Raw genomic sequence first — 22,485 nt, 5'->3', positions numbered from 1 at the left:
AAAGCGATGCACGGGCTGCATCGCTTTTTTTTATGCGCGTTTGTTTCGCGCTCGAAGCCGGACGCGAAGCCACGCGATCGCACGCCACGCGAGCAGCGCGATCACGATCGCGCCGTAGAGCTTCGGCAATTCGAGATCGTGCTTGCCCGCTCTCATCCACCAGAAATGCAGGATCGCGAGCGCGGCGATCAGATAGATCGCGCGATGCAAGGTCTGCCAGCGCCGGCCGAGCTTGCGCACCATCGCCTTGGGCGACGTGACCGCAAGCGCAATCAGCAGCACGAACGCCGCGAAACCCACCGTGATTAACGGCCGCTTGCCGATGTCCTTCAGCATCGCGGCGACATCGAACCATTTGTCGAACCAGATGTACGTCGTGAAGTGCAGCACGGCGAAGAAGAACACGTAGAGCCCGATCATCCGGCGAAAGCGCGCGAGCGCCGTCAAGCCAGTCAGCCGGCGCGCGGGCGTGATCGCGAGCGTGATGCAGAGATACACGAGCGTCCAGAGGCCGGTCGAGCGCGTGATGAATTCGATCGGATTCGCGCCCAGACCGCCCGTCGCGCCAAGCAACACGAGGCGCGCGAGCGGAAACAGCATCGCAACGAACACGACGATCTTGACCGGGACGACCCAGCGCGGCCCTAAAGCGGGACGCGCGCGAGCGCCTTCGATATCCGTTGCGCTCGCCATCAGAAGTTCTTCTTCAGATCCATGCCCTGATACAAGGACGCCACCTGATCGCCGTAGCCGTTGAACATGAGCGTCTTGCGCTTCGGCTGAAAAAACCCGTCCTCGCCGATGCGTCGCTCGGTCGCCTGGCTCCAGCGCGGATGATCGACGTTCGGATTCACGTTCGAGAAGAAGCCGTACTCGCTCGGCGCGTAGAGATTCCAGCTCGTCGGCGGCTGCTTCTCGACGAAGCGAATCTTCACCAGCGACTTCGCGCTCTTGAAGCCGTATTTCCACGGCACGACGACGCGCACCGGTGCGCCATTCTGATTCGGCAACACTTCGCCGTACAAGCCGACGGTCAGGAGCGTGAGCGGATTCATCGCCTCGTCCATGCGCAGCCCTTCGGAATACGGCCATTCGAGGATCGGCGTCGAGAGTCCCGGCATCTGCGACGGGTCGGCCAGCGTGACGAATTGCACGTACTTCGCGTTGCCCGTCGGCTCGGCGCGTCTGATGAGCTCGGACAATGACACGCCGATCCAGGGAATCACCATCGACCAGCCTTCGACGCAGCGCAGCCGGTACACGCGTTCCTCCAGCGGCGCGAGCTTCAAAATGTCGTCGATGTCGTAGACCTTCGGGTTCTTGATCGCGCCTTCGACGGACACCTTCCACGGCCGCGGACGCAGCGTGCCGGCGTGCGCGGCGGGATCGTCCTTGTCGGTGCCGAACTCGTAGAAGTTGTTGTAGCTCGTGATGTCCTTGAACTGCGTCGGCTTATCGAGCGCGACGAACTTCGGGTTGGTCGTCGCCGCGAGCTTCTGGCCTTTGGCGTCGGGCGAAGTCAGCGTCGCGTGGGCGAGACCGCTCGCGCCCGCGAGCCCAGTCGCCGCGAACGCGCCGATCGAACGAAGGGCGCGCCGGCGATTCTCGAACACGTCGCGCGGCGTGATTTCGTGACTCGCGATGTCATCGCCGTAGAGCGGGCGATTGCTTTTGATCCACATAAAGCGCTACTCCTTCCGTTCATCCTTGTACGGGGAAAACAGCAGTTTGGATGCCAGTATTCCACCGCAAAACGAAAAAAAACCGCCAGCGTTCATCACGCGCGGCGGTTTTCTTTGATCCGATAGAGCCGATCAGAGCTTGCCGTAGCTATGCAAGCCCGAGAGGAACATGTTCACGCCGAGGAACGCGAAGGTCGTGACGATCAGGCCCGTCAGCGCCCACCACGCCGCCGCCGCGCCGCGCAGGCCCTTCATAAGGCGCATGTGCAGCCACGCCGCGTAGTTCAGCCAGACGATCAGCGCCCACGTTTCCTTCGGGTCCCAGCTCCAGTAGCCGCCCCACGCTTCCGCCGCCCACAGCGCGCCGAGGATCGTCGCGATGGTGAAGAACGCGAAGCCGACTGCGATCGACTTGTACATCACGTCGTCGAGCACTTCGAGCGACGGCAGGCGGTCCGCCAGGAACCCGCGCTGCTTGGAGAGATACGCGACTGAGACCATCGCGGAAAGCGCGAAGCTGCCGTAGCCGATGAAGTTCGCCGGCACGTGAATCTTCATCCACCAGCTTTGCAGCGCGGGCACGAGCGGTTGAATCTGCTGCGCGTCGCGTGCGATCGAATACCACATCAGGAAGCCGACCGCCGCGCTGATCACGAGCAGCACGAACGCGCCCATCTGCCGCGTCGCGTAATGCTGCTCGTAGTAAAGATAAAACAGCGACGTGATCAGGCAGAACAGCACGAAGACTTCGTACAGATTCGAGATCGGAATATGGCCGACGTCCGCGCCGATCATGTACGACTCGTACCAGCGCACCATCAGGCCGGTGAAGCCCATCAGCACCGCGACCCACGTCATGCGCGAGCCGATCGCGCCGCCCGTTTGCGAGCGGCTCACGAGGCCGATCCAGTAGAAGAGCGTTGCGAGAATGAAGAGCGCGCTCATCCACAAAATCGCGGACTGGCTCGACAGGAAGTACTTGAGGAAGAAGTTCGTTTCGGCGCGCGCGAGGTCGTGCTGATAGAGCTGAATCGAAAAGAGCGACAAAACCGCGATCGCCGCGATCAGCAAACGCACCGGTTTCCAGCGCCAGCCGAGCACGACGAAGGTCGGCACCGCGCCGACCAGCACGGCCGTGTCGTACACGTCCATGTACGCGTGATAGCGGTTCAGCGCGAAGCCCGCGCCCGCGACCATCGCGAGGGCGAACAGCCAGTCGATCGGCGTCAGCCTGCGCAGGAACGGACGATCGTCGAACACGGCGACATCGGGAAGCCCCGATGCCGGACGTTCCGTCTTGGCGGAGGCGTGGGAGGAGGTCTGTGTGAGGTCCATGATCTTACCGTGTTGAAACTTCCGAGCTCGGGGTCTCGGATTGCGAATGCCGGGGCGCACTTGTCGCCGGGGACGGATCAGCCGGTTCGTCCGGCTTCACACCGAGCGCCGCCGCGATCTGCGCGCGCGTGCGCACGAACTCTTTTTCGTAATCGAGCGTCCGGCGCGCCGTGGACATCGCCATCAGCACGCTCGCGCCACCCTGCTCCGTATCTTTGAGCCAGAACCAGAGCCGGCGTTCACGAACGTAGAACATCGAGAAAATGCCGACCACCAGCAGAAGGCTGCCAAGATACACCAGATTTTTGCCCGGCGCGCGCGTCAACTGGAATACCGAAGCTTGCACCTGCTTGAAGTTGTCCAGTTGAAGGAAGACCGGCGAACCGTACAGAAAGCTGTCCGAAAGCGCATTGATGGACGACTGCACGAACGCGGAGTTCTTCTCATCCGCTTTAGCGTCGGGCTGGCCGTTTTGCTCTCGGGAAATCTGCCATACGTCCCACATCGCGCCTTCGAGCATGCGCATCAAAAGCCCTGCGGCTTTTTCCTGCTCGCCCTTCGGCACCGACTTGTCGATAAACATTGCGATGCTCTGGAAACCGCCAATCATCTGAGGATTCGTCGTCGCTTTGCCGGTTTCATCCGCGCCTGCGAAGAGATTCAGCACGCGAACGGCGCTTTCCTCCAGATGCTTCTGCAATTCGCCGTTTTCCTGCGGCACCGAGCGCAGCGCGAAACGGTGCGCGGCTTCGGCGCGCGTCGCCGGCGTGGCAAGCGCGGCGCGCAGATCCATCCACTGTTTGACCGTGCCTTGCTCGTCGGCCGGAATACGCAGGTAGCGGAACGAATCGTTCGGGCTCAGGCGCATGCCCGCGAGGAACATGCGCTGGCCGCTCACGTCCACCGGCAGCATGTAGTTGCTGTACTCGCGCGCCTGGCCGTCCGTGCCGCGCACCTTGTATTGCACCGAGGGGCCAATATTGCGCAAATCAGTCGGCTTCGAAGTTTTCGCGCCGGAACCGAGGCGTTCGTCGAACGCGTCGCGCAGCGTTTCCTTCTTGCCGACGCCGCGCGCGTCGGGCGCGCCGCTGCCATCGGTCATGTTCTCGACGTTGATCGCGCGGAAATCCGTGAACTCGACGGTTTCGCCCTGCGCGCCCGTGAACTGCGCGCCGATGGGCGCCGTGCCGCCGATCGTCCCGCTGAACGGCGCGGTCTTCGTGCTGCCGCCGGTCATCGGCCAGGCGGTCATGTCGAGCTTCGAGCCGCCGTCCTGAAAGCTCGATTGATAGATCGAAACGCCGTCGTAGGTAAAGGGCTTGTTCACCTCGACGCGCGCCGGAATGCGCTTGCCCGTCTTGTGATCGATCACGACGATGTCGCTCGCGAAGAGCTTCGGCATGCCGGTCGAGTAGTAATCGACGATGAACTTGTTCAGTTGAATCGAGAACGGCAGGTCCTGAATGATCGAACCGTCCTGCTGGTTCAGGATCGCCGTGCCGACGAACTGGCCCTCGGGCACCCACGCGTAGCCGCGGAACGTCGGGTTCGACGTCGAAAGTCGATGCTCCGGCGGAATGTCGTTGATGACGGCGTTGCTGTTGATCGCCGTCTTGTTGAACAGCCACATCTGCAATTTGATGGGCAGATTGCTGTCCAGCAGCCCGCCGAGACAGATCACGACGATCGCCAGATGCGCCGAGATATAGCCGATCTTCGTCAGCGCGCCGCGCTTGGCCGTGATGAGCGTCGCGCCGGTGTCGGTCTCGCGCGTCTTGAACCGGTAGCCCATCTTCGCGGCGAGGCGTTCGAGCGTCGCCACGGTCTGCGTGCGATTCGCCGAAACCGTGAACTCGCCCTTGTGATGGAACGCATGCAGGCCGCCTTCATGCACGCGATCCTTCCAGCTCTTGATGTCCGCGATCATCTTCGGGCTGTTGCGGATGATGCACAGGGACACCGAGATCACGAGGAAAATCAGGATCAGCATGAACCACCACGCGCTGTACACGGTGTAGATGCTGAGACCACGGAAGATGTCCGCCCAGAACGGGCCGAACTGATTGACGTAGTTGGGGTACGGATCGTCCTGCGTAAGCACCGTGCCGATAATGCTCGCGATCGCCAGAATGACCAGCAACGCGATGGCAAAGCGCATCGAACTGACGAGTTCGACGAAATATCTGATGGCCCGACGGCTCGACTTCGACTGCAAACCCGATGTGGTGACGCTCATTCAAACTCCGACTGGACAGCAAAAAAGGGTGGAGACGCTGGCGATCTCATCGACCGGCGTCCCACCCTTTTTTTGTTTTCGCGCCGGTCTTCTCGGATATTCCCGGGACCGGCTTCGTAGTATGGGCGACTCCCGCGTTTGCCGCCGGAACCGCTGGACGCTGACTGCTCTCGCGTTTAATGCAAACCGGCGATGTAGTCGGCAACCGCCTTCATCTCCGCTTCGTTCAGGCGCGAGGAAATCTGGTGCATCGGCTCGCTGTTGGCGCGCTGTCCCGATGCGAAGGCGTTCAACTGCGCCACCGTGTAATCGCCCCACTGCCACGACAGCCGCGGATACTGCACCGGAATGCCCATGCCCGTTGCGCCGTGGCACGCCGCACACGCCGGCACGCCCTTGTCCGCAATGCCACCGCGGTAAATCTTCTGACCCAGCGCGACGTCGTTCTTGTCGCGCGCATAGTTGGGCTTGGCCTTCTGCGACTCGAAGTACGCCGCAACATTCACCATGTCCTGATCCGATAGCGCGCCCGCGATGCCCGCCATGATCGGATTGTTACGCGCCGGCGCCTTCGCGCCGGGCTGCGTCTTGTAATCCTTCAACTGCTTGACGATGTACTCGGCGTGCTGCCCCGCGAGCTTTGGAAACGCCGCGCCGGCGCTGTTGCCGTCCGCCGCGTGACACGCCGCGCATACCTGAGTCGCGATGGCCTGCCCTCGCGCCGCATCCGGCTTCGCCGGTTGCGCGGGCTCCGCCGCATTCGCCGACATCGATACTGCTAGTCCACTCAAACCTGCACTGAAAGCCGCCGCTGCCCGAATCACCACCAGAGACCTGTACAGTCGGTTCATTCGCGTACCCTGTTTTTCGTCTTGTGAGAATGTGAGGTTCTGCAAAAAACGACGGCGATCGATCATCGCCGCAAGATACCCGAACTCGCTGAACGAAGAGGCTCAAAAAGCGCCTCGAAAACTGTCTCGCTCCTATGTCGATCAGAGTGTGCGCTCCGTACGCCTTACTCCGATCCAAAGCTGTGGGTGCCGTTTGCGGCTTGGGTCTTGCGTGCCCGCGCTGATCTTTAAAAATCCGTCGTATTGTACAATAACCCGCTATACGCAAAGACGCCAGTCGGGGCATGCCCAGTATTTGCCGGGTTCTCAAGGCTTCGGTTTTCGCAGTGCTTTCGATTGGACCCGCTCATGTCATTCCTGCTTCATCAGTCCCGTTTCTTCACGACCGTCAATCATCTGCGCGATCTGCCGCCGACGCCGCAGCCCGAAATCGCATTTGCGGGGCGCTCGAACGCCGGTAAATCCACGGCGATCAACATCCTGTGCAACCAGAAGCGGCTCGCTTTCGCGAGTAAAACGCCGGGGCGCACGCAGCACATCAATTATTTCTCGGTCGGCCCGGAAGTCGCGCCCGTTGCTTATCTCGTCGATCTTCCCGGATACGGTTACGCCGAAGTGCCGGGCGCCGCGAAGGAGCATTGGCAGCGGCTGCTCTCCACGTATCTGCAAAGCCGCGCGCAACTGTGCGGCATGATCCTGATGATGGATTCGCGCCGCCCACTCACCGACCTCGATCGAATCATGATCGACTGGTTCGCACCGACCGGAAAGCCGATCCACACGCTGCTCACCAAATGCGACAAATTGACGCGACAAGAGATGACCAACGCTCTGCGCGCAACCAAGAAATCCTTCGCGGAATACAAGGATGCGGGCTATCGCGGCGAGCTCACCGTGCAGCTCTTCTCCGCGCTCAAGCGCACCGGCATCGACGAAGCGCATGAGCGGATCGAAAGCTGGCTGATACCCGAAGAAGCCGGCGAGAACGCGCCAGAAGGCGCTGCCGAATAAGGCGCGCGCACCGGGCGCGGGCATAAAAAAACCCGCCGCATGACGGCGGGTTAACAGCCTAATCGAACATCGACAGGCGCCCGCTCAGGGAGGAGAAGCGGGGAGTCCGGCGGCAAGCGCCTCGCTCGATCGGTATGATATACCATTGTCTCTGAACGGTTTCAGACGCGGCTAAGTGCTTGTTCGGCAAGGATTTACGCGTTTCGCAAGTCGTTTCGACGTCCCCGGAAGACCACTCCAAATTCGAGTCACGACATGAGCTTCTATCCCCACCATCGCCCGCGCCGGATGCGCCGCGATGACTTCTCGCGCCGTCTGATGCGCGAAAACATCCTCACGACGAACGACCTCATCTATCCCGTGTTCATCGTCGAAGGCACGAATGTGCGGCAAACCGTGCCGTCGATGCCCGGCGTCGAGCGCACGTCCGTCGATCTGCTGATGAAAGTCGCCGAGCAATGCGTCGAGCTGGGCGTGCCGGTGCTGTCGCTGTTTCCGGCCATTGAGCCGTCGCTCAAAACGCCCGATGGCCGCGAAGCCACGAATCCCGAAGGTCTCATTCCGCGCGCGGTGCGCGAGCTGAAGAAGAACTTCCCGATGCTCGGCGTGCTGACGGACGTCGCGCTCGATCCCTACACGAGCCACGGTCAGGACGGCGTGCTCGACGAAGAAGGCTACGTGAAGAACGACGAAACAAGCGAAATCCTCGTCGAACAGGCGCGCACGCAAGCTGAAGCGGGCGTGGATATCGTCGCGCCGTCGGACATGATGGATGGCCGCATCGGCGCAATCCGCGAGATGCTCGAAAGTGAAGACCACATTCGCACCCGCATCATGGCTTATGCCGCGAAGTTCGCGTCGGCGTTCTATGGCCCGTTCCGCGATGCCGTCGGGTCCGCCGCGAATCTCGGCAAGAGCAACAAGATGACGTACCAGATGGACCCGGCCAATTCCGACGAAGCGATGCGCGAGGTGCGCATGGACATCGAGGAAGGCGCGGACATGGTAATGGTCAAGCCGGGCATGCCGTATCTCGACATCGTGCGCCGCGTGAAGGACGAGTTCCGCTTCCCGACGTATGCGTATCAGGTGAGCGGCGAGTACGCGATGATCAAGGCGGCCGCGCAGAACGGCTGGATCGATCACGACAAGGTGATGATGGAAGCGCTGCTCGCGTTCAAGCGCGCGGGCGCGGATGGCGTGCTGACGTACTTCGCGCTGGATGCCGCACGGATTCTGCGCGCGTCGAAGTAAGTATGCTTGCCTGAAATGAGAGAAGGGCGATGCTTTGCGGCATCGCCCTTTCTTTTTAGCCGTTCGAAGGACCGAGCTTGTCGAGACTCTTCAGGAACGTATCCGCCGATTCGTAGCCGACCACGCGCGCGACTTCGTTGCCTTGCGCATCGAAAAAGATGATGCCCGGCGGCCCGAACAGCCTGAAGCGCTTGAGCAGAATCTGATCGTTCGTGTTGTTGGCGGTCACGTCCGCGCGCAGAAGATTCAATTGCGCGAGGCGCGCTTGCACGCGAGGATCGGAGAAAGTCAGCTTCTCCATTTCCTTGCACGACACGCACCAGTCGGCGTAGAAGTCGAGCATCGCGGGACGCCCCGCCGCCTTGACCGCCGAGTCCAGTTCCGCCGACGAACGCACCGGCGCGAAAGCCGGCCCCGGCGATTGCGCATTCGCCGACGCTGACGAATCGCCCCGGGCTACCAGCACGACGAGCGGGCGCAGCGGATCGGTCGATCCCGCGGCCAGCCCGACGAGCAGCGTCGCGGCCCAGATCGCGAACGCCGCGCCGAGCCCGCGCCCGAGGCGCCTCCAGACGCCGACAGACGCCGCCGCGCCCGACGAGAACAATCCGAGCGATGCCGCCGCGATCAACAGCCACAGCGCCGCGAGCAGCATTTGCGCGACGCCGCCGATGACCGGCCAGACGATCCACAGCGCGGCCGCGAGCAGCACGACGCCGAAGAATACCTTGACGCCATCCATCCACACGCCGGCGCGCGGCAGAACCGAACCCGCGCCGAGCCCGATGACGAGCAGCGGCACGCCGAGTCCGACGCCCATCGCGAAAAGCGCCGCGCCGCCGAGCACCGCGTTGCCCGTATGCGCGATGAACGCGAGCACCGCAAAAAGCGGCGCGGTCATGCACGCGCCGACGACCAGCGCGGACAGCGCGCCCATCACCGCGACCGCCGCGAACTTTCCGCCGCTGCGCTTCCGGGATGCCTCGTTGACGCCGCTTTGCCAGCGTTCGGGCAGCGCGATATCGACGCCCGAAATCAGCGCGAGCGCGAACGCCGCGAGCAGCACGCCGAACGCGCCGAGCACCCACGCATTCTGCAACCATGCGCCGAGGCTTTGCCCGATCAGCGCGGCGGCGATGCCGAGCACGGTATAAACAAGCGCCATGCCGATCACATACGAGACCGACAGCGCGAACCCGCGCGAACGCGTCACGCGCGCCCCTTCTCCAACGATGATCGCGGACAAGATCGGGATCATCGGATACGAGCACGGCAGGAGGCTCAACACCATGCCAGCAAGAAAATACAGTCCGACGACGGCGAAGAATCCGCCGCCTTCGAGCATCGATTGCGCGTAGTCGGCGCTGGTCGCGCGCTCGAACCAGGAGTCGCCCGGGTTCGCGGCCGTCGTCGCGGCCGTCGTTGCACTGGGCGTGGCGTTCGCGGGCTGAAGCGCGTCGCCGCGCACGCGATAGGTCTTTTCCATCGGTGGATAGCAAATGCCGCCATCCGCGCAGCCCTGCGACGTCACCGCGATTTCAAACGGCCCGCTTGCCTTCGTCACCGGAATGCGAATGACCAGGTCGCCGCGATACGTCTCGACGTCCTTGTTGAACGTCTGATCGAAGTGGACCTTGCCGGCGGGCAGTTGCGCGGCGCCGATGGTCGCGTCGCCGCTCTTCACCGCGAATTCGAAGCGCTCGCGATACATGTAGTAGCCGTCCGCAATCTTGTAGCGCACGTCCACTTCGCCCGGCTTTTCCGATGCGCTGAATTTGAACGCGACGCCGGGATCGAGGAAATCGTCGGCTGCGCGCGCGGTGCCCGACAGCAGCGCGAACGCCGCCAGGAACAGGAACGCGCCGAAAAATCGACGCGCGAAGAGACGGGAAAACTCAAACATGAAGAGGACGCTGCGTTTCTGCGTTGACCCACTGACCGTAGCCCGGCGATGCATCCACCTGCCAGACGAGGATTTCGGGTGTTTCATAGGGATGCCGAGTCTCGACGAATTGCTGCAATTCTTCGCTGCGCGCGATGCTCGTCTTGAACAACAACTGCACTTCCTGCGACGACTCCAGCGCGCCTTTCCAGCGATACTGCGATGACACCGCGCCGAGGTTCGACACGCATGCTGCGAGCCGCGCTTCAAGCACCGCTTGCGCGAGCGCATCGGCTGCTGCGGCGTCGGGCAGCGTGGATAACATCAAAACGACGGGGACATTCACTCGAAGTGCTCCGGAGAAGCGCGGAAGGCCAATTGCATATCGTAGCATCGCCCGCTGACACGCACTTTTACGCTCCGATGCGCTGAAACGTCGCAGCCAGAAAGCAAAAAGGCCAAGCTTCGAGCCTGGCCTTTCTGCTAACAACCGAAGACGGAATTTATTCCGCTTCTTGCACTTCTTCCGTCTCTTCGACGTCCGGGCGATCCATCAACTGGATCAGCGCCATCGGTGCGTTGTCGCCGACGCGGAAACCGAACTTCAGGATGCTCAGGTAGCCGCCCGGACGGTTCGCGTAGCGTGGGCCGAGGACGTCGAACAGCTTCGCGACGGAATCACGATCGCGCAGGCGGTTGAACGCCAGACGACGGTTCGCGAGCGACGGCTTCTTGCCCAGCGTGATGAGGGGCTCGACGACCTTGCGCAGTTCCTTGGCCTTCGGCAGCGTCGTCTTGATGACTTCGTGCTCGATGAGCGAATTCGACATATTGCGGAGCATTGCCAGACGGTGGCTGCTCGTGCGGTTCAGTTTCCGCAGACCATGCTTATGACGCATTTTCAGTTCCTTTAACGAGTTTTGATCCAGCTCTTCTATTGCGCCCTATTTGGGTGCACGGGCCGGTCAGATAAAAGCAAGACGCGGATTCTAAAGCAAAATCCGCGTCTTTGCCAAGTTACGCGATGGCGTTCGCTATTACTTGTCGAGACCAGCCGGCGGCCAGTTTTCGAGCTTCATACCGAGCGTCAGACCGCGCGAAGCCAAGACTTCCTTGATTTCGTTCAGCGACTTGCGACCCAGATTCGGCGTCTTCAGCAGCTCGTTCTCCGTGCGCTGGATCAGATCGCCGATGTAGTAGATGTTCTCGGCCTTCAGGCAGTTCGCGGAACGAACCGTCAGTTCGAGGTCGTCCACCGGACGCAGCAGGATCGGATCGATCTGCGGCGCGCGCGACGGCGCTTCCGCTGCCGCTTCCGTACCTTCCAGCGCTGCGAACACCGACAACTGATCGACCAGAATGCGAGCCGACTGGCGGATCGCTTCTTCCGGCGAGATCACGCCGTTGGTCTCGATGTTCATCACGAGCTTGTCGAGGTCGGTACGCTGTTCGACACGCGCGCTTTCAACGGCGTAGCTCACGCGGCGAACCGGCGAGAACGACGCGTCCAGCACGATGCGGCCGATGATCTTGGCCGACTCTTCGCCGTAACGACGCACGTTACCCGGCACGTAGCCACGGCCCTTTTCAATCTTGATTTGAACGTCGAGCTTGCCGCCCTTCGACAAGTGAGCGATCACGTGGTCGGGATTGATGACCTCGCAGTCGTGCGCGAGTTCGATATCGCCGGCCGTGACAACGCCTTCGCCTTCCTTGCGCAGCGTCACCGTGACTTCGTCGCGGTTGTGCAGCTTGAAGACGACGCCCTTCAGGTTCAACAGCAGGTTGACCACATCCTCTTGCACGCCATCGAGCGTCGAGTATTCGTGCACGACGCCTGCGATCGTCACTTCGGTCGGCGCATAGCCGATCATCGACGACAGCAGCACGCGCCGAAGCGCGTTACCCAAGGTGTGGCCATAGCCGCGTTCGAACGGCTCCATAACCACTTTCGCGTGGCTCTCGCCAAGCGATTCAACTGCAATGATCTTGGGCTTCAACAAACTGGTTTGCATAGGTTTTCCTTTTCAATACCCTCGGCTCGTTACACCGATAAGGCTGACCGGTGACAACCTGAAAATAAACAGCCGAGGCCACCTCTTGCCACGAGCAATCAGGCTCCCCGGCTGTCCATCCATTACCGCCGCGATTAACGCGAATACAATTCGACGATCAGGCTTTCGTTGATGTCGCCGGCGATGTCGCTACGCTCGGGCATCGACTTGAACGTGCCTTCGAACTTCTTCTCGTCGACGGAAACCCAGCCCGGCAGACCGCCTTGCTGCGCCAGCGAAAGCGCTTCGACGATACGAGCCTGCTTGCGCGACTGCTCGCGCACGGCCACCACATCGCCCGACTTCACTTGCAGCGACGGGATGTTCGCGACTTGGCCGTTCACCGTGATCGACTTGTGGCTCACGAGCTGACGTGCTTCAGCGCGCGTCGAGCCGAAGCCCATGCGATAGACGACGTTGTCGAGACGCGATTCGAGCAATTGCAGCAGGTTTTCGCCCGTCGGGCCCTTGCGGCGGTCAGCTTCAGCAAAGTAGCGGCGGAACTGACGTTCCAGCACACCGTAGATACGCTTCACTTTCTGCTTTTCGCGCAACTGGGTACCGTAGTCGGACGTACGCGCGCCCGAGGTGCGGCCGTGTTGGCCGGGCTTGCTGTCGAGCTTGCACTTGTCGGCGAGGGAGCGGCGTGCGCTCTTCAGGAACAGATCAGTGCCTTCACGGCGGGACAGCTTTGCTTTGGGACCGGTATAGCGTGCCACGTTGCATCCTTAAATATTGATCACGCAAACTTCCGTTGAACGTCGGTCTGCGCTAGTCCGAACCCTCTGGGCCGAACGGTGGGCTTAGTCAAAACTTACTAACGCACGAAACCCGCCGATACTTGCGCATCGACAGGCAACATGCGGTTGCGTCGACGTATTAGATACGACGGCGCTTCGGCGGACGGCAGCCGTTGTGCGGGACCGGCGTCACGTCGGAGATCGCGGTAATCTTGATGCCAAGACCATGCAGCGCGCGCACCGCCGATTCACGGCCAGGACCGGGGCCCTTGATCCGCACTTCGAGGTTCTTTACGCCGTATTCCAACGCCACACGACCAGCCGATTCGGCTGCGACCTGAGCTGCGAAGGGGGTCGATTTACGCGAGCCCTTGAAGCCCTGACCACCCGAAGTCGCCCATGCCAGCGCGTTGCCTTGACGGTCGGTGATCGTGATAATGGTGTTGTTGAACGACGCGTGAACGTGAACCACGCCCTCGGCGACGTTCTTCTTGACCTTCTTGCGAACGCGTTGCGCCGCGGAGTTGTTCGAAGCCTTAGCCATTACGTTTTCCTGTAACTGTCAGTTCCGCTTACTTCTTCAGCGATTGCGCTGCACGACGCGGACCCTTGCGCGTACGGGCATTCGTGCGCGTACGCTGGCCACGCAGGGGCAAGCCCTTGCGATGGCGCATGCCACGATAGCACCCCAAGTCCATCAGGCGCTTGATGTTCATCGTCACTTCGCGACGCAGGTCGCCTTCGACGATGAACTTGCCCACTTCGTCACGCAGCTTTTCGAGGTCTGCGTCGGTAAGGTCCTTGACCTTCTTCGAAAATTCCACACCAGCTGCCGAGCAAATGCCGCGGGAACGCGTGCGACCGATGCCGAAGATTGCCGTCAGGCCGATCTCGGTATGCTGGTGATTCGGGATGTTAACCCCTGCGATACGAGCCATTGTTTTTCCTCAAACAAAAAGCGCAAGCAAAAGCGCGGCGTTCAGCCTTGACGCTGTTTGTGGCGCGGATCAGAACTGCAAATCACGCGCACAACGCCCTTGCGCTTGATGATCTTGCAATTGCGGCAAATGCGCTTAACCGATGCCATCACTTTCATGATATTACCCTTTTTTCAAATCACTTCGCCCGGAACACGATCCGTGCACGAGACAGATCGTAAGGCGTCAATTCAACCGTAACCTTGTCGCCCGGTAGGATGCGGATGTAGTGCATCCGCATCTTTCCGGAGATATGCCCCAGAACGACATGGCCATTTTCCAACTTCACCCGGAAAGTAGCGTTGGGGAGGTTTTCGATGACCTCACCCTGCATCTGGATTACATCGTCTTTGGCCATAGTCCTAATTAACGCATCGGGACGTTGCCACCCTTGAAGTTTGCCTTCTTGAGCAGCGATTCATATTGTTGCGACATAACGTACGACTGCACCTGAGCCATGAAGTCCATCGTGACGACGACAATGATCAGCAGCGACGTTCCACCAAAATAAAACGGCACGTTCCAGCGCAACACCAGAAACTCAGGCAGCAGGCACACAAATACGATGTAGATCGCACCAGCCAGCGTCAAACGCGTGAGGATGCGGTCGATATACCGTGCAGTCTGATCGCCCGGACGGATACCCGGAACGAAAGCACCGCTCTTCTTCAAGTTGTCGGCGGTCTCCCGGCTATTGAACACCAGTGCGGTGTAGAAAAAGCAGAAGAAGACGATCGCCAACGCATACAGCAACACGTACACCGGTTGACCGGGTTTCAGCGCCTCGGCCACATTGTGAAGCGTGTTCGCGAACCAGTTGGTGCGCGTACCCGAACTGAACCAGTTCAGGATGGTTGCCGGGAAGAGAATGATCGACGACGCGAAGATCGGCGGAATCACACCCGACATGTTCAACTTCAGCGGCAGATGAGACGACTGTCCACCGTAAATCTTGTTACCGACCTGGCGCTTCGCATAGTTCACGAGGATCTTGCGCTGACCGCGTTCGATGAACACGACCAGATACGTGACCGCCGCGATCAAAACAACGATGATGATCGCCGAGATGATGCTCATCGAACCGGTACGAACCAGCTCGAACAGACCACCGATCGCATTCGGGAAACCCGCCGCGATACCACCGAAGATGATGATCGAGATGCCGTTGCCGAGACCGCGCTCCGTGATCTGCTCACCGAGCCACATCAGGAACATCGTGCCCGTCACCAGCGTGACGACCGTCGTCAGCCGGAACACCATGCCGGGGTCCAGCACCAGGCCCGGCTGATTCTCCAGCGCGACCGCGATACCAAACGCCTGGAAGGTCGCCAGAACCACCGTGAAGATACGCGTGTACTGCGTGATCTTCCGTTGTCCCGCTTGCCCTTCCTTCTTCAGCGCCTCCATCTGCGGCGAAACGATCGACAGCAACTGCATGATGATCGACGCCGAAATGTAGGGCATGATGCCCAGCGCAAAGATCGTGAACCGCGACAGTGCGCCACCCGAGAACATGTTGAACATGCCCAGGATGCCGCCCGACTGGCTTTGGAACAGCTTCGCCAGTTGGTCCGGATCGATGCCGGGTACCGGAATATGCGCACCAAGGCGGTAGACGATCAGCGCCAGCAGCAGGAATACTGCACGCCGACGCAAATCGCCGAATTTCGCCGCGCTTCGACCGGTTTTTGCGAGACTCGGGCTGTTAGCCAAGTACCTTCTCCGATGCTAGTGCTAGTAACGCCGAAAGCGCGTTACTCGGCAAACGAGCCGCCAGCGGCTTCGATTGCTTCACGGGCGCCCTTCGTTGCCGTCAGACCCTTTACCGTGACCTTGCGCGTAATCTCGCCGGTCTTGATGATCTTCACGCTCTTGATGAGCTCGCCGACCAGACCCGCTTGCTTCAACGCCAACAGATCGATTTCGTCGACCGGCAGCTTTTCGAGATCGGACAGGCGCACTTCACCGACGAATTCCTTCGTCAGCGAGGTAAAGCCACGCTTCGGCAGACGACGCTGCAGAGGCATCTGACCGCCTTCGAAGCCGACCTTGTGAAAGCCGCCCGAACGCGATTTCTGACCCTTGTGGCCGCGGCCAGCAGTCTTGCCGAGGCCCGAACCGATACCGCGACCGACGCGGCGCTTCGCATGCTTCGCGCCTTCTGCCGGCTTCAGGTTATTCAATTCCATGTTCAACTCCTTGGATCCTAGGGTCAGCCGCTTAGCCGATGACCTTAACGAGGTACGAGACCTTGTTGATCATCCCGCGCACCGCGGGCGTGTCCTGCAACTCGGAGACCGAGTTCAGACGACGCAGGCCGAGGCCACGCACCGTTGCACGGTGCGTTTCGCGGGTCCCGATCAGACTCTTGACGAGCTGAACCTTGACAGTTTTTTCAGACATGGTGACCACCTTAGCCCAGAATGTCTTCGACGGACTTACCACGCTTCGCGGCGATGTCAGCCGGGGTCGACTGCTTGCGCAGTCCGTCCAGCGTCGCACGAACGAGGTTGTACGGGTTCGTCGAACCGTGGCTCTTGGCCACGACGTTTTGCACGCCCATCACGTCGAACACGGCGCGCATCGGGCCGCCAGCGATCACGCCGGTACCATCCTTCGCCGGAGCGAGGAGGACCGCCGAGGCGCCGTGCTTTCCGTGCACTTCGTGTTGCAGCGTGCCGTTCTTCAGGGGCACCTTAAACATGTTGCGGCGGGCTTGTTCCATTGCCTTTTGAACGGCGACCGGAACTTCCTTCGCTTTGCCCTTGCCCATGCCGACGCGGCCATCACCGTCGCCAACCACGGTCAGTGCGGCGAAGCCGAGAATACGGCCACCCTTCACGACCTTGGTCACGCGGTTGACCGAAATCATCTTTTCGCGCAGGCCGTCGTCGCGTTCGTCAGCCTGAACTTTCGCTTGCATCTTTGCCATGACGAATTCTTCCCTTAGAACTTGAGCCCGGCTTCACGCGCCGCATCAGCCAGCGCCTTGACGCGGCCATGGTAGCGGAAACCCGAGCGGTCAAAGGCGACGGATTCGATGCCGGCTGCCTTGGCCTTTTCGGCGATACGCTTGCCGATCAAGGTCGCAGCGTTGACGTTGCCGCCCTTGCCCGATTTGTCGGCCAGTTCAGCGCGCACTTCAGCTTCGAGCGTCGAGGCGCTTGCCACGATCTTCGTGCCGCATGCCGAGAACACTTGCGCGTAGATATGCGTATTCGTGCGATGCACGGCCAGACGCGGAACCTGTAGCTCAGCGATCTTGACACGCGTCTGACGAGCGCGGCGCAGGCGAGATTGAGTCTTATCCATGATTGCGCACCCTTACTTCTTCTTCGTTTCTTTAAGGATCACGACTTCGTCGGAATAACGCACGCCCTTACCCTTGTAGGGCTCCGGCGGACGATAACCGCGCACTTCTGCTGCGGTCTGTCCGACTTTCTGCTTGTCGATCCCCTTGATCACGATTTCGGTCTGCGACGGGGTTTCAGCCTTGATGCCTTCCGGCATCTGGTGCACCACGGGGTGCGAGAAACCCAGCGACAGGTTCAGCTTGTCGCCTTGCGCTTGCGCACGATAGCCAACGCCAACCAGCGTCAGCTTGCGCTCGAAACCCTTGGTGACGCCTTGCACCATGTTCGCCAGGATGGCGCGCATCGTGCCGGACATCGCGTTCGCTTCGCGGCTTTCATCCGTCGGAGCCAGCTTCAACGTGCTGTCTTCGTTCGTCACGGCAACCAGCTTATTGACCGGTTGCGAGATCGTGCCGAGCGGACCTTTCACGGTGATGACGTCGCTCTTGATGGCCACTTCCGCGCCTTGCAGCGCGATCGGGCTTTTACCTACTCGAGACATGTTTCTTCTCCTTAGGCGTTAAGCGACGTAGCAGATGACTTCGCCACCGACGCCGTTCTGGCGCGCCTTGCGGTCGGTCATCACACCCTTCGGCGTCGACACGATTGCAACGCCCAGGCCATTCATGACCTGTGGGATGTCGTTGCGACCGCGGTACACGCGCAGACCGGGCTTCGAAACGCGTTCGAGGCGCTCGATAACCGGACGGCCAGCGTAGTACTTCAACGCGATGTTCAATTCGATCTTCGCACCTTCGGCTTTCACCGCGAAGTCGTCGATATAACCTTCGTCCTTCAAAACCTGCGCAATCGCAACCTTGACTTTTGACGAGGGCATAGTCACCGAAACCTTCTCGACCATCTGCGCATTGCGGATGCGAGTCAGCATATCGGCGATAGGATCACTCATGCTCATTTACGTTTCTCCTATTACCAGCTCGCCTTGGTCAGGCCAGGGATTTCGCCGCGAAAAGCGATTTCACGAATCTTGCTGCGTGCGAGTCCGAACTTACGGAACGTGCCACGCGGACGACCCGTGAGCGCGCAGCGGTTACGCTTGCGAGTGGGGTTCGAGTTACGCGGCAGTTGTTGCAGCGCCAGACGCGCGAGGTAACGATCTTCGTCCGACTTGCTTGCGTCGTCGATCACAGCCTTCAGCTCAGCACGCTTCGGAGCGTACTTGGCTGCCAGGCGCGCGCGCTTCTTTTCACGTTCGATCAGTGCCAGTTTAGCCACGGTAACCTCAGTTTCTGAACGGGAACTTGAAGCCGGCGAGCAGCGCCTTTGCTTCGTCGTCAGTCTTCGCGGTGGTCGTGATGCTGATGTTCAGCCCACGCAGCGCGTCGATCTTGTCGTAGTCGATTTCGGGGAAAATGATCTGCTCTTTCACACCGATGTTGTAGTTGCCACGACCGTCGAATGCACGGCCCGACACGCCACGGAAGTCACGCACACGGGGGAGCGCAACCGTCACGAAACGGTCGAGAAATTCGTACATCGCTTGGCCGCGCAGCGTGACCATCGCGCCGATCGGGTAGCCCTGACGAATCTTGAAGCCTGCGATTGCCTTGCGCGCCTTCGTGATAACCGGCTTCTGGCCAGCGATCTTCGTCAGGTCGCCCACGGCGTTTTCGATGATCTTCTTGTCAGCGACGGCTTCGCCAAGACCCATGTTAAGGGTGATCTTGGTGATGCGCGGCACTTCCATGACGGACTTGTAACCGAACTTTTCTACGAGTTGCGGCACAACCTTTTCTTTGTAAATCTCTTGCAGACGAGCCATTTTTTAACTCCGCGTCAGGCGTTAAGCGTGGCGCCGGTCGACTTCAAGAAGCGAACCTTCTTGTTGTCTTCGACCTTGATGCCCACACGCGATGCCTTGCCATTCGCGTCGACCAATGCGACGTTCGAAATATGCAGCGGCATCGTCTTGGCTTCCACACCGCCCGTCGTACCCTTCATCGGGTTCGGCTTCACGTGTTTCTTGACGAGGTTGATGCCCTCGACCGTGACACGATCTTCCCCAACGACCAGCACGGTACCGCGCTTGCCCTTGTCCTTGCCGGTAGTGACGATGACTTCGTCACCCTTGCGAATCTTGTTCATCGCGCCTCCTTACAGCACTTCCGGAGCGAGCGAAACGATCTTCATGAATCGTTCGCTACGCAGTTCACGCGTAACCGGCCCGAAAATACGTGTGCCGATCGGCTCGAGCTTCGCATTCAGCAAAACGGCGGCATTGCCGTCGAACTTGATGAGCGAGCCATCCTGGCGACGCACGCCCTTGGCCGTGCGAACGACCACGGCGTTGTAGATTTCGCCCTTTTTCACGCGCCCGCGCGGCGTCGCTTCCTTGACGGTCACCTTGATGATGTCGCCAATGCTTGCGTAACGACGCTTCGAGCCGCCGAGCACCTTGATGCACATGACTTCACGCGCACCCGTGTTGTCGGCCACTTCAAGCCGAGTTTCGGTCTGGATCATGGTTTATCTTTCCCAACTTAATCCGATCGCACCACCATGGCACAACCGGTCAGTCTTGGTCCCGTCAGCCAAATGGCTGCTTGGGTTAGAACAGGCAGCAACGGCAGACGAAACCCGCCATCGCTATCCGGTGAATCTGTCGGCACAGGCTAGCGCCCGAACCGGCTTCCCCCACCAACTTCGCCCGCGACGGGGCTCCCACAAAGAGGGAAGACCGAGATTATAACAAATAATCTCGGTCTTGCAAGCGAAACTTACTGCGATACGATTATTTACCGCATCGCGGCACTACAACTACAGCTTTAGATCACGCGAGCCGCTTCAACCAGCTTCGACACAACCCAGGCCTTCGTCTTGGAAATCGGACGAGTTTCCTGGATTTCGACGAGATCGCCTTCGTTGTACGTGTTCGCGTCGTCATGCGCGTGGTACTTCTTGGAGCGCACGACGTACTTGCCGTAGATCGGATGCTTCACGCGGTGCTCGACCAGCACGGTGACCGTCTTGTCCATCTTGTTGCTGACGACCTTGCCGACCAGCGTCCGCTTGAGCGAGGTTTTTACGCTATCGTTCATTTCTGGTTCGCCTTCTCGGTCATGACGGTGCGCACACGTGCGATGTCGCGACGGACCTTCTTCAGCTGGCTCGTGTTCGTGAGCTGCTGGGTCGCGAGCTGCATACGCAAGCCAAATTGCGCCTTGAGCAGATCCGACAGCTCCGTGTTGAGCGCGGACTGGTCTTTCTGGCGAAGTTCAGTTGCCTTCATCATTTACTCCTTAGGCGCCGAGCTGACGGACGACGAAGTACGTCTTGAGCGGCAGCTTGGCTGCAGCCAGACGGAACGCTTCGCGCGCCAGTTCTTCGGTGACGCCGTCCATTTCGTACAGCATCTTGCCCGGTTGAATTTCAGCGACGTAGTACTCCGGGTTACCCTTACCGTTACCCATACGCACTTCGGCCGGCTTTTGCGAAATCGGCTTGTCCGGGAAAATACGGATCCAGATCCGGCCGCCACGCTTGATGTGACGCGTCATTGCACGACGCGCCGCTTCGATTTGACGCGCGGTCAAACGGCCGCGACCGATAGCCTTCAGACCGTATTCACCGAACGACACCGCGTTGCCGCGCGTCGCCTTGCCGGTGTTACGACCCTTCTGCTCTTTGCGATACTTTCTGCGTTTCGGTTGCAGCATCGTTATTCTCCAGTCTTCGCGTCACCGCCAGCGCGACGGGGTGCACCACGACGCGCGCCGCCCGGAGCGCCTTCACCGTCACGGCGCGGACGGCGATCGCCACCCGGACGTGCGTTGCGGCGCGGACGCTTTTCTTCAGCCGATTCTTCCACGACCGGTGCGTCGTTGCGGCCCAGGGTGTCGCCCTTATAGACCCACACCTTCACGCCGATGATGCCGTACGTGGTCTTCGCTTCGGACGTCGCGTAGTCGATATCGGCACGCAACGTATGGAGGGGCACGCGACCTTCGCGATACCACTCGGTACGAGCGATTTCGATACCGTTCAGACGACCCGCGCTCATGATCTTGATGCCTTGGGCACCAAGACGCATCGCGTTTTGCATCGCGCGCTTCATCGCACGGCGGAACATGATCCGGCGTTCGAGCTGCTGCGTGATGGAGTCGGCGATCAGTTGCGCATCCGTTTCCGGCTTGCGGATCTCTTCGATGTTGACGTGAACCGGAACGCCCATGCGCTTCTGCAGTTCAGCCTTCAGCGCTTCGATGTCCTCACCCTTCTTGCCGATGACAACGCCAGGACGCGAGCTGTAAATCGTGATGCGCGCGTTCTTCGCCGGACGCTCGATGACGACGCGACCAACCGAAGCGTTCTTCAGCTTCTTCTTCAGGTATTCACGAACACCAATGTCTTCCTGCAACATCGCCGCGAAATTGTTGTTGTTCGCATACCAGCGCGAAGCCCAATTGCGGCTGACGGCCAAACGGAAGCCAGTCGGATGAATTTTCTGTCCCATCGTATGGCTCCTTAATTCCCGACCGTCACAGTGATGTGACAGGATTGCTTCTCGATGCGATTACCGCGACCCTTTGCGCGGGCGGTGAAACGCTTCAGCGAAGCAGCCTTATCGATACAGATGCTCGTGATCTTGAGCTCGTCGATATCGGCGCCTTCGTTGTGTTCCGCATTCGCGATCGCAGACAGCACGACCTTCTTGACGATACCCGCCGCCTTCTTGGGCGAGAACGTCAGGACGTTCAGCGCCTTGTCGACCGGCAAACCACGAATCTGGTCAGCCACAAGGCGCGTTTTCTGCGCCGAGATGCGGGCACCGCGATGAATTGCTTTCACTTCCATCTTGATAGCCCCTTATTTTCTGGCCTTCTTGTCGGCCGCGTGACCCTTGAACGTACGGGTCAATGCGAACTCGCCAAGCTTGTGGCCGACCATGTTTTCCGTGACGTACACCGGGACGTGCTGACGGCCGTTGTGAACAGCGATCGTCAGGCCGATGAAGTCCGGCAGGATCGTCGAACGACGCGACCAGGTCTTGATCGGCTTCTTGTCACGCGTAGATGCAGCCGTCTCGACTTTCTTCAGCAAATGAGCGTCGCAGAACGGACCTTTTTTAGCAGAACGTGTCATTGCCTAC

General features: G+C 60.2%; 33 protein-coding genes. 2 read left to right on the top strand and 31 right to left on the bottom strand.

The window, feature by feature from the left end:
• Positions 1–30 precede the first annotated feature (30 nt).
• The 5 genes from msrQ to AWB82_RS17375 all read right to left on the bottom strand — a co-directional run bounded on the left by msrQ (position 31) and on the right by AWB82_RS17375 (position 6,104).
• Positions 31–693 (bottom strand): protein-methionine-sulfoxide reductase heme-binding subunit MsrQ, encoded by a 663-nt coding sequence (gene msrQ, locus AWB82_RS17395; protein WP_086969312.1) that lies wholly within the window; start codon positions 691–693, stop codon positions 31–33.
• Positions 693–1,682 (bottom strand): protein-methionine-sulfoxide reductase catalytic subunit MsrP, encoded by a 990-nt coding sequence (gene msrP / locus AWB82_RS17390; protein ID WP_086969310.1) that lies wholly within the window; start codon positions 1,680–1,682, stop codon positions 693–695. The genes msrQ and msrP overlap by 1 nt, the downstream gene beginning before the upstream one ends.
• A 132-nt stretch (positions 1,683–1,814) precedes the next feature.
• Positions 1,815–3,017 carry a c-type cytochrome biogenesis protein CcsB gene (gene ccsB, locus AWB82_RS17385; RefSeq protein WP_086969308.1) on the bottom strand — a complete coding sequence of 401 codons (1,203 nt, stop codon included), beginning with the start codon at positions 3,015–3,017 and terminating at the stop codon, positions 1,815–1,817.
• Positions 3,018–3,021: 4 nt separating this feature from the next.
• Positions 3,022–5,253 (bottom strand): cytochrome c biogenesis protein ResB, encoded by a 2,232-nt coding sequence (locus AWB82_RS17380; RefSeq protein ID WP_086969306.1) that lies wholly within the window; start codon positions 5,251–5,253, stop codon positions 3,022–3,024.
• A 176-nt stretch (positions 5,254–5,429) separates the two neighbouring features.
• On the bottom strand, positions 5,430–6,104 hold the full coding sequence (locus tag AWB82_RS17375; protein WP_086969418.1) for a c-type cytochrome: 675 nt from the start codon (positions 6,102–6,104) through the stop codon (positions 5,430–5,432).
• A 348-nt stretch (positions 6,105–6,452) separates the two neighbouring features.
• Here AWB82_RS17375 and yihA point away from each other — a divergent pair, with 348 nt between their 5' ends.
• Together yihA and hemB are read left to right on the top strand one after the other, a co-directional pair.
• Positions 6,453–7,115 carry a ribosome biogenesis GTP-binding protein YihA/YsxC gene (gene yihA, locus AWB82_RS17370; RefSeq protein ID WP_086969304.1) on the top strand — a complete coding sequence of 221 codons (663 nt, stop codon included), beginning with the start codon at positions 6,453–6,455 and terminating at the stop codon, positions 7,113–7,115.
• A gap of 255 nt (positions 7,116–7,370) precedes the next feature.
• The gene (hemB, locus tag AWB82_RS17365) at positions 7,371–8,369 is read left to right on the top strand and encodes a porphobilinogen synthase (RefSeq protein ID WP_086969302.1); all 999 of its coding nucleotides are present in this window, start codon (positions 7,371–7,373) and stop codon (positions 8,367–8,369) included.
• A 55-nt stretch (positions 8,370–8,424) separates the two neighbouring features.
• Here the strand turns inward: hemB and dsbD are convergent, their stop codons facing one another.
• From dsbD to rpsS, 26 genes are all read right to left on the bottom strand, one after another.
• Entirely contained in the window at positions 8,425–10,272 is a 1,848-nt protein-coding gene (dsbD, locus tag AWB82_RS17360) for a protein-disulfide reductase DsbD (RefSeq protein ID WP_086969300.1), read from the bottom strand.
• The gene (cutA, locus tag AWB82_RS17355) at positions 10,265–10,597 is read right to left on the bottom strand and encodes a divalent-cation tolerance protein CutA (RefSeq protein ID WP_086969298.1); all 333 of its coding nucleotides are present in this window, start codon (positions 10,595–10,597) and stop codon (positions 10,265–10,267) included. The genes dsbD and cutA overlap by 8 nt, the downstream gene beginning before the upstream one ends.
• A gap of 157 nt (positions 10,598–10,754) precedes the next feature.
• Entirely contained in the window at positions 10,755–11,150 is a 396-nt protein-coding gene (gene rplQ, locus AWB82_RS17350) for a 50S ribosomal protein L17 (RefSeq protein ID WP_086969296.1), read from the bottom strand.
• A 138-nt stretch (positions 11,151–11,288) separates the two neighbouring features.
• Positions 11,289–12,266 (bottom strand): DNA-directed RNA polymerase subunit alpha, encoded by a 978-nt coding sequence (locus AWB82_RS17345; protein ID WP_086969294.1) that lies wholly within the window; start codon positions 12,264–12,266, stop codon positions 11,289–11,291.
• Positions 12,267–12,400: 134 nt separating this feature from the next.
• Entirely contained in the window at positions 12,401–13,024 is a 624-nt protein-coding gene (gene rpsD, locus AWB82_RS17340) for a 30S ribosomal protein S4 (protein WP_086969292.1), read from the bottom strand.
• Positions 13,025–13,184: 160 nt separating this feature from the next.
• Complete coding sequence (rpsK, locus tag AWB82_RS17335; RefSeq protein ID WP_035506748.1) at positions 13,185–13,589, bottom strand: 30S ribosomal protein S11; 405 nt, start codon at positions 13,587–13,589, stop codon at positions 13,185–13,187.
• A gap of 28 nt (positions 13,590–13,617) precedes the next feature.
• Entirely contained in the window at positions 13,618–13,983 is a 366-nt protein-coding gene (gene rpsM, locus AWB82_RS17330; RefSeq protein WP_061179113.1) for a 30S ribosomal protein S13, read from the bottom strand.
• Between the two features lie 41 nt (positions 13,984–14,024).
• Entirely contained in the window at positions 14,025–14,141 is a 117-nt protein-coding gene (rpmJ, locus tag AWB82_RS17325; protein WP_004199844.1) for a 50S ribosomal protein L36, read from the bottom strand.
• A 20-nt stretch (positions 14,142–14,161) separates the two neighbouring features.
• Positions 14,162–14,380: a translation initiation factor IF-1 gene (infA, locus tag AWB82_RS17320; protein WP_004521905.1), complete on the bottom strand. Its 219-nt coding sequence runs from the start codon at positions 14,378–14,380 to the stop codon at positions 14,162–14,164.
• Between the two features lie 8 nt (positions 14,381–14,388).
• Positions 14,389–15,735 (bottom strand): preprotein translocase subunit SecY, encoded by a 1,347-nt coding sequence (secY, locus tag AWB82_RS17315; RefSeq protein WP_086969290.1) that lies wholly within the window; start codon positions 15,733–15,735, stop codon positions 14,389–14,391.
• Positions 15,736–15,776: 41 nt separating this feature from the next.
• A complete protein-coding gene (rplO, locus tag AWB82_RS17310) occupies positions 15,777–16,211 on the bottom strand; it encodes a 50S ribosomal protein L15 (RefSeq protein ID WP_086969289.1) in 435 nt (144 codons plus the stop codon).
• Positions 16,212–16,242: 31 nt separating this feature from the next.
• On the bottom strand, positions 16,243–16,425 hold the full coding sequence (rpmD, locus tag AWB82_RS17305) for a 50S ribosomal protein L30 (RefSeq protein WP_010106952.1): 183 nt from the start codon (positions 16,423–16,425) through the stop codon (positions 16,243–16,245).
• 10 nt (positions 16,426–16,435) lie between these two features.
• A complete protein-coding gene (rpsE, locus tag AWB82_RS17300) occupies positions 16,436–16,954 on the bottom strand; it encodes a 30S ribosomal protein S5 (RefSeq protein ID WP_061170928.1) in 519 nt (172 codons plus the stop codon).
• 14 nt (positions 16,955–16,968) lie between these two features.
• On the bottom strand, positions 16,969–17,334 hold the full coding sequence (gene rplR, locus AWB82_RS17295; protein WP_086969287.1) for a 50S ribosomal protein L18: 366 nt from the start codon (positions 17,332–17,334) through the stop codon (positions 16,969–16,971).
• A 12-nt stretch (positions 17,335–17,346) separates the two neighbouring features.
• Positions 17,347–17,877 (bottom strand): 50S ribosomal protein L6, encoded by a 531-nt coding sequence (gene rplF, locus AWB82_RS17290; RefSeq protein ID WP_086969285.1) that lies wholly within the window; start codon positions 17,875–17,877, stop codon positions 17,347–17,349.
• 18 nt (positions 17,878–17,895) lie between these two features.
• Positions 17,896–18,291 (bottom strand): 30S ribosomal protein S8, encoded by a 396-nt coding sequence (gene rpsH / locus AWB82_RS17285; RefSeq protein WP_035506756.1) that lies wholly within the window; start codon positions 18,289–18,291, stop codon positions 17,896–17,898.
• Between the two features lie 14 nt (positions 18,292–18,305).
• Positions 18,306–18,611: a 30S ribosomal protein S14 gene (rpsN, locus tag AWB82_RS17280; protein ID WP_086969283.1), complete on the bottom strand. Its 306-nt coding sequence runs from the start codon at positions 18,609–18,611 to the stop codon at positions 18,306–18,308.
• Between the two features lie 7 nt (positions 18,612–18,618).
• On the bottom strand, positions 18,619–19,158 hold the full coding sequence (rplE, locus tag AWB82_RS17275) for a 50S ribosomal protein L5 (protein ID WP_016346472.1): 540 nt from the start codon (positions 19,156–19,158) through the stop codon (positions 18,619–18,621).
• A 14-nt stretch (positions 19,159–19,172) separates the two neighbouring features.
• The gene (rplX, locus tag AWB82_RS17270; RefSeq protein WP_086969281.1) at positions 19,173–19,481 is read right to left on the bottom strand and encodes a 50S ribosomal protein L24; all 309 of its coding nucleotides are present in this window, start codon (positions 19,479–19,481) and stop codon (positions 19,173–19,175) included.
• A 9-nt stretch (positions 19,482–19,490) separates the two neighbouring features.
• The gene (rplN, locus tag AWB82_RS17265; RefSeq protein WP_006052212.1) at positions 19,491–19,859 is read right to left on the bottom strand and encodes a 50S ribosomal protein L14; all 369 of its coding nucleotides are present in this window, start codon (positions 19,857–19,859) and stop codon (positions 19,491–19,493) included.
• A gap of 302 nt (positions 19,860–20,161) precedes the next feature.
• Positions 20,162–20,434, bottom strand: a complete 273-nt coding sequence (rpsQ, locus tag AWB82_RS17260; RefSeq protein WP_008343854.1) for a 30S ribosomal protein S17 — start codon at positions 20,432–20,434, stop codon at positions 20,162–20,164.
• Entirely contained in the window at positions 20,431–20,625 is a 195-nt protein-coding gene (rpmC, locus tag AWB82_RS17255) for a 50S ribosomal protein L29 (RefSeq protein WP_086969278.1), read from the bottom strand. Before rpmC ends, rpsQ begins: the two co-directional genes overlap by 4 nt.
• A gap of 10 nt (positions 20,626–20,635) precedes the next feature.
• Positions 20,636–21,052 (bottom strand): 50S ribosomal protein L16, encoded by a 417-nt coding sequence (gene rplP / locus AWB82_RS17250; RefSeq protein ID WP_061170924.1) that lies wholly within the window; start codon positions 21,050–21,052, stop codon positions 20,636–20,638.
• Between the two features lie 2 nt (positions 21,053–21,054).
• On the bottom strand, positions 21,055–21,849 hold the full coding sequence (gene rpsC, locus AWB82_RS17245) for a 30S ribosomal protein S3 (RefSeq protein ID WP_086969276.1): 795 nt from the start codon (positions 21,847–21,849) through the stop codon (positions 21,055–21,057).
• 11 nt (positions 21,850–21,860) lie between these two features.
• Complete coding sequence (gene rplV, locus AWB82_RS17240; RefSeq protein ID WP_086969274.1) at positions 21,861–22,190, bottom strand: 50S ribosomal protein L22; 330 nt, start codon at positions 22,188–22,190, stop codon at positions 21,861–21,863.
• Positions 22,191–22,202: 12 nt separating this feature from the next.
• Positions 22,203–22,478 (bottom strand): 30S ribosomal protein S19, encoded by a 276-nt coding sequence (gene rpsS / locus AWB82_RS17235; protein WP_086969272.1) that lies wholly within the window; start codon positions 22,476–22,478, stop codon positions 22,203–22,205.
• Positions 22,479–22,485: the final 7 nt, after the last annotated feature.

Origin of the sequence: Caballeronia glebae, assembly GCF_001545035.1 — a bacterium.
GTDB classification, from domain to species: Bacteria; Pseudomonadota; Gammaproteobacteria; order Burkholderiales; family Burkholderiaceae; genus Caballeronia; species Caballeronia glebae.
This window is presented reverse-complemented; position numbering and strand designations above follow the sequence as displayed.

Coding starts and splice junctions, on each gene's coding strand:
- msrQ (WP_086969312.1), bottom strand. CDS start 693: ATGGCGAGCGCAACGGATATCGAAGGCGCTCGCGCGCGTCCCGCTTTA.
- msrP (WP_086969310.1), bottom strand. CDS start 1,682: ATGTGGATCAAAAGCAATCGCCCGCTCTACGGCGATGACATCGCGAGT.
- ccsB (WP_086969308.1), bottom strand. CDS start 3,017: ATGGACCTCACACAGACCTCCTCCCACGCCTCCGCCAAGACGGAACGT.
- AWB82_RS17380 (WP_086969306.1), bottom strand. CDS start 5,253: ATGAGCGTCACCACATCGGGTTTGCAGTCGAAGTCGAGCCGTCGGGCC.
- AWB82_RS17375 (WP_086969418.1), bottom strand. CDS start 6,104: ATGAACCGACTGTACAGGTCTCTGGTGGTGATTCGGGCAGCGGCGGCT.
- yihA (WP_086969304.1), top strand. CDS start 6,453: ATGTCATTCCTGCTTCATCAGTCCCGTTTCTTCACGACCGTCAATCAT.
- hemB (WP_086969302.1), top strand. CDS start 7,371: ATGAGCTTCTATCCCCACCATCGCCCGCGCCGGATGCGCCGCGATGAC.
- dsbD (WP_086969300.1), bottom strand. CDS start 10,272: ATGTTTGAGTTTTCCCGTCTCTTCGCGCGTCGATTTTTCGGCGCGTTC.
- rplQ (WP_086969296.1), bottom strand. CDS start 11,150: ATGCGTCATAAGCATGGTCTGCGGAAACTGAACCGCACGAGCAGCCAC.
- AWB82_RS17345 (WP_086969294.1), bottom strand. CDS start 12,266: ATGCAAACCAGTTTGTTGAAGCCCAAGATCATTGCAGTTGAATCGCTT.
- rpsK (WP_035506748.1), bottom strand. CDS start 13,589: ATGGCTAAGGCTTCGAACAACTCCGCGGCGCAACGCGTTCGCAAGAAG.
- rpsM (WP_061179113.1), bottom strand. CDS start 13,983: ATGGCTCGTATCGCAGGGGTTAACATCCCGAATCACCAGCATACCGAG.
- rpmJ (WP_004199844.1), bottom strand. CDS start 14,141: ATGAAAGTGATGGCATCGGTTAAGCGCATTTGCCGCAATTGCAAGATC.
- infA (WP_004521905.1), bottom strand. CDS start 14,380: ATGGCCAAAGACGATGTAATCCAGATGCAGGGTGAGGTCATCGAAAAC.
- rplO (WP_086969289.1), bottom strand. CDS start 16,211: ATGGAATTGAATAACCTGAAGCCGGCAGAAGGCGCGAAGCATGCGAAG.
- rpmD (WP_010106952.1), bottom strand. CDS start 16,425: ATGTCTGAAAAAACTGTCAAGGTTCAGCTCGTCAAGAGTCTGATCGGG.
- rpsE (WP_061170928.1), bottom strand. CDS start 16,954: ATGGCAAAGATGCAAGCGAAAGTTCAGGCTGACGAACGCGACGACGGC.
- rplR (WP_086969287.1), bottom strand. CDS start 17,334: ATGGATAAGACTCAATCTCGCCTGCGCCGCGCTCGTCAGACGCGTGTC.
- rplF (WP_086969285.1), bottom strand. CDS start 17,877: ATGTCTCGAGTAGGTAAAAGCCCGATCGCGCTGCAAGGCGCGGAAGTG.
- rpsH (WP_035506756.1), bottom strand. CDS start 18,291: ATGAGCATGAGTGATCCTATCGCCGATATGCTGACTCGCATCCGCAAT.
- rplE (WP_016346472.1), bottom strand. CDS start 19,158: ATGGCTCGTCTGCAAGAGATTTACAAAGAAAAGGTTGTGCCGCAACTC.
- rplX (WP_086969281.1), bottom strand. CDS start 19,481: ATGAACAAGATTCGCAAGGGTGACGAAGTCATCGTCACTACCGGCAAG.
- rplN (WP_006052212.1), bottom strand. CDS start 19,859: ATGATCCAGACCGAAACTCGGCTTGAAGTGGCCGACAACACGGGTGCG.
- rpsQ (WP_008343854.1), bottom strand. CDS start 20,434: ATGAACGATAGCGTAAAAACCTCGCTCAAGCGGACGCTGGTCGGCAAG.
- rpmC (WP_086969278.1), bottom strand. CDS start 20,625: ATGAAGGCAACTGAACTTCGCCAGAAAGACCAGTCCGCGCTCAACACG.
- rplP (WP_061170924.1), bottom strand. CDS start 21,052: ATGCTGCAACCGAAACGCAGAAAGTATCGCAAAGAGCAGAAGGGTCGT.
- rpsC (WP_086969276.1), bottom strand. CDS start 21,849: ATGGGACAGAAAATTCATCCGACTGGCTTCCGTTTGGCCGTCAGCCGC.
- rplV (WP_086969274.1), bottom strand. CDS start 22,190: ATGGAAGTGAAAGCAATTCATCGCGGTGCCCGCATCTCGGCGCAGAAA.
- rpsS (WP_086969272.1), bottom strand. CDS start 22,478: ATGACACGTTCTGCTAAAAAAGGTCCGTTCTGCGACGCTCATTTGCTG.